Raw genomic sequence first — 3,850 nt, forward strand, 5'->3', positions numbered from 1 at the left:
AATTGCCGCCGCTTTTTGATCGAGATCTTGTTCTAAAAACTCCTCGTGCAGTTCCAAAGACATCCTTACGTTTTGTTTCGCTGTGAGGAATTTTAGTAAATTATGTGACTGAAAAATATAGCCAATTTGTCGGCGAATTTTCAGCATTTTGCCCTTACTAATTCCTAACATTTCTTGGCCGAGAATTTTTAAACTGCCCGCTTGTGCCGATCGCAAACCTCCCATTAAACTCAATAAAGTAGTTTTCCCCGATCCCGAAGGACCAGTCATAATCACTACTTCCCCCGCTTTAATTTCCAGATCGATATCGTATAAAACCTGTTTTTTTAATTCCCCCGTGCCAAAATAGTAATTTAAGCCTTTAATGGCAATTACGGGTTCATTAGGGCTAAAATCGACTAATTCTCGCTCTTTTTGAAAAATCGGCATTATTTCACCCTTGATAGCTTAGAAAATATCGGCTGGATCTGCTGTCCTTAATTTGCCCATGGCGACAATTCCAGAGGCAATACACATAATAATTGTTAGGATTAAAACTTCGATCGCCCTAGCGGTAGTCATCACTATGGGTAAAAGTGTAGCGGAGGAAGCGAGATTATAAACACCGAGAGAGACGATAAACCCGGGTATATACCCCAAAACCGCTAGTAATAAAGCCTCTTGCATCAAAACCCCGACTAAATACCAATCACCGTAACCCATAGCTTTTAGGGTAGCGTATTCGGGTAAGTGATCGGTGACATCGGAATAGAGAATCTGATAGACAATGACGATACCGACGATAAAACCGACTACTGTACCTAAACCAAAGATAAAACCAATGGCTGTACCATTTGCCCAATAGGTTTTTTCCCTTTCAGCAAATTCTTTTAAAGTAAGGACTATTACTTCATTTTTAGGGAAAAGTGCCTGTAAATTGGCCTTAACTGCTTCGATATTTGCCCCCGGTTGCAGTTTCACCAGTCCTATATCGATTTCGTGGGGTTGACGTTCGGGAAATAGCCTTAAAAAGGTAGAATCACTGGTAATGACGTTACTATCGGCAGCAAAGGAGGCACCAAGGGTAAAAATTCCCGCTACCTGTACCTCTTTTTTATTTAACTGAACTGTCAAATCGGGGTTTTTCTGGAGTAAATCGGCAATTGGACCGAATTCTGGTCTTCCTGCTTGATCGTATAAGACGCGATTTAACATCTTTAGATCACTGGATTTTTGATTGACTTCTGGGAGGGTAAAAACCCGTTGACTGGGATCAAAACCAAAGACTAAAGTAGTTCTTTCTAGGGAAGTTTCGGGATTGCGCCACTGGGCCGAAGCAATATAAACTGAGGCTAAGGATTGAATACCCTCGACTCTTTTAGCTTGGTACAAGCGATCGCGTGAGAAACTTTTCACCGCAAAGAGGGTATCGAATTGGGGATTAATCAGGACTAAATCCGCATCGAGAACATAATGAGGTTTAACGGAAGCATCAAATAAGGCATCCCGAAACCCCAACTGTGTAAAAATTAGGAAGTCAGCAAAAGCAATCCCGGCAATAGCTACAATCAAACGGGTTTTCTCTCGCGTCACCTGTAACCAAGATAGGGGCGTTTTTTTGAATAGATGGCTTAGTTTCATGGAAAACCTACTCATTGATAGTTACAGTTACTTGGGAATTGGTTAAACCTGCCACTTTTTGACTGTTTTCGCGATCTAAGGCAATGCGGACAGAGATCACTTTGCGATCGAAGTTTTCTCCCGGTTGATTGCTGAAGATATTTTGTTGGTCAACTTTTAAAGCAATTAAGCGCACTTTTCCGCTAACTTCGCCCTTAAACGCCGATCCGGTAATCGTGGCAGTTTGTCCCTTGCGAATTTTCCCGATATCGCTTTGATAGATTTCGGCAATTACTTCCATGCGCTCGGTTTCAGCAAGGTCAACAATTCCTTGATCGCTGATTTGTTCCCCGATACGGGTATTGACTTTAATCACTTTGCCGGTAATTGGCGATCGAATATAGGCCTGATTTAACTCGGTTTGGGCCTTTTTAACGGCAACTAGGGCAGCATTTACCTCCGCTTGGGCTGCCCGCACATCGACTCCCCGCACTTCCGAGACTTGATTTAAAGTGGATCTGGCCTCTTTGATCTGCTGTTGACCGGTGGATTCAATCCGGGCTAGGGTAGTCTTAGCTTCTTGTATCTGTTGTTTACCGGTGCTTTCAATTCTCTCTAGGGTAACTTTTGCTTCTGTTAGTTGTTGATTACTGGTTTCTAAATTTAGTCTTTTACTATCAAAACTAGAGGCGGAAATTGCCCCTTCTTGATAGAGTTTTTCGTAGCGATCAAATTCAGCTTTGGCATTGCGATATTCTGCTTCTAATTTGCCAATTGTCGCTTTTTGGGCAGCCCTATCCCCTTCTAATTGCGCTGTTAATCTTTGGATAGTTGTCCGTTGGTTTGCTTGATCCCCTACCCATTGTGCCTCGATTTTTCGCACGTTAGCGGCATTAGCATCGATTTCACCGACTTTTGCCCCAGCTTTAACCTGTTCTAGTTTGGCTGCGGCTACTTTCACCTGTTCTTGTGCCTGTCGCAGGTTATCCTCTAATCTTTCCTGACTTTCGAGAATGGCGATTATTTGTCCCGTTTTGACGCTATCTCCTTCATCGACTAATAATTGCATGACTCGATCGGAATCAAGCAACATCGGGGCAGATATGCTGATAATTTCTGTCCTCGGTTCAATTCTGCCTAAAGCGGTGATTTTTTGCGGTACGGGCGACGCAATTACAGGGGTTTTGGTTTCGGGTTTGCTGGCGAATTGGGAAAGACTATAAAAGGTGGTTATTCCTAATAATCCTGTGCCTAATACTATTAACCCGATTATTAACTTTTGATTTGGTTTCACAAAAGTTTTACCTTTCATAATTTTTTAGTTAATAAGTGATTGTTGGGGGTTAACAGTTTTTCTGCAAATAAGTAGTAAGAATTTTACCTAATAATTCCATTTGTTCATCGATCGCAATCTGTTCATTGCACCACAGGCGCTCTAATATCAGTCCATTAATAACGCTGACAACTAACCAAGCTACACTCGGATCGCTAATACCTAAAATCTCGATTACTGCCTGATGATAGCGGCGATCAACGCGCTCAAAAAGTTGACTACGACTCAGTTCTTCTCGTCCTTGGTATTGAGAATAATCAATCCATAAGAATAATTGTTTGATGCAGTAATCCTCGCGATTAGTCATAAATTTGCCGAGAATTTTTAGCTTTTCTGTCAGGGTTTTTCCTCGATCAATCTCGGCTTTAGCTAATAAAACATCCTGCCGGCACATCTCCTCGACTAATTGCTCGAAAAGTGCCGCTTTACTGGGAAAGTAGTGGTACAGCGTTCCCGTGGACACTCCCAATCCTTGCGCTAATTCTCTCGTCGTCATGTTAGCATAGCCTTTCTCGGCAAAGAGTTCGGCACTTTTTAAGAGGAGTTCTTTTCGGTATTGTTCTACATCTACTATCTTAGGCATAAGTTTAATATCGAACGTTCGTTATATTTTAGCTTAACATTACTATGAATGGGGAAATCGGCTGTCCCTTTGCCTGTATGCTAGAAAGAGGAGCTAATTCGTTATTGAGCGAGCTTTTTCGCAAGGATTGACAGTATGGGTAATATTCACGAGCAGTTATTAGAGGAATTAGCCGAAGTGGAGTGGAGTGACTTGATCCCCCATGCTCAAAGGGATGCGCTGATCCTAGTTTCCGATTCCCTCAATTTAATCGAAGTGGCAGAAGCGATCGCTGGTGATCAGGTTGCTCAAGTGCAGAATTGGATCGGGGAAAAACTACTAGAAAAACCGACACA

5 protein-coding genes are annotated in these 3,850 nt (G+C 42.3%); 1 reads left to right on the top strand and 4 read right to left on the bottom strand.

The annotated features are described in order from the left end of the window. The 4 genes from PX484_RS02880 to PX484_RS02895 form a co-directional block, all read right to left on the bottom strand. The coding region (locus PX484_RS02880) for an ATP-binding cassette domain-containing protein (RefSeq protein ID WP_288102790.1) at positions 1-429 on the bottom strand (429 nt) is incomplete at its 3' end. An 18-nt stretch (positions 430-447) separates the two neighbouring features. Beyond that, the gene (gene devC, locus PX484_RS02885) at positions 448-1,620 is read right to left on the bottom strand and encodes an ABC transporter permease DevC (RefSeq protein ID WP_287668199.1); all 1,173 of its coding nucleotides are present in this window, start codon (positions 1,618-1,620) and stop codon (positions 448-450) included. 7 nt (positions 1,621-1,627) lie between these two features. After that, positions 1,628-2,911, bottom strand: coding sequence for an HlyD family efflux transporter periplasmic adaptor subunit (locus PX484_RS02890; RefSeq protein ID WP_287766804.1), 1,284 nt, complete (start codon positions 2,909-2,911; stop codon positions 1,628-1,630). 31 nt (positions 2,912-2,942) lie between these two features. Further along, positions 2,943-3,515, bottom strand: a complete 573-nt coding sequence (locus tag PX484_RS02895) for a TetR/AcrR family transcriptional regulator (protein WP_287668203.1) — start codon at positions 3,513-3,515, stop codon at positions 2,943-2,945. A 135-nt stretch (positions 3,516-3,650) separates the two neighbouring features. Here PX484_RS02895 and PX484_RS02900 point away from each other — a divergent pair. Further along, positions 3,651-3,850 (top strand): DUF2288 domain-containing protein (locus PX484_RS02900; RefSeq protein ID WP_288102792.1); only part of this gene is annotated, 200 nt, incomplete at its 3' end.

The sequence above is a fragment of the Microcystis sp. M49636_WE2 genome (assembly GCF_030065375.1).
GTDB classification, from domain to species: Bacteria; Cyanobacteriota; Cyanobacteriia; order Cyanobacteriales; family Microcystaceae; genus Microcystis; species Microcystis aeruginosa_C.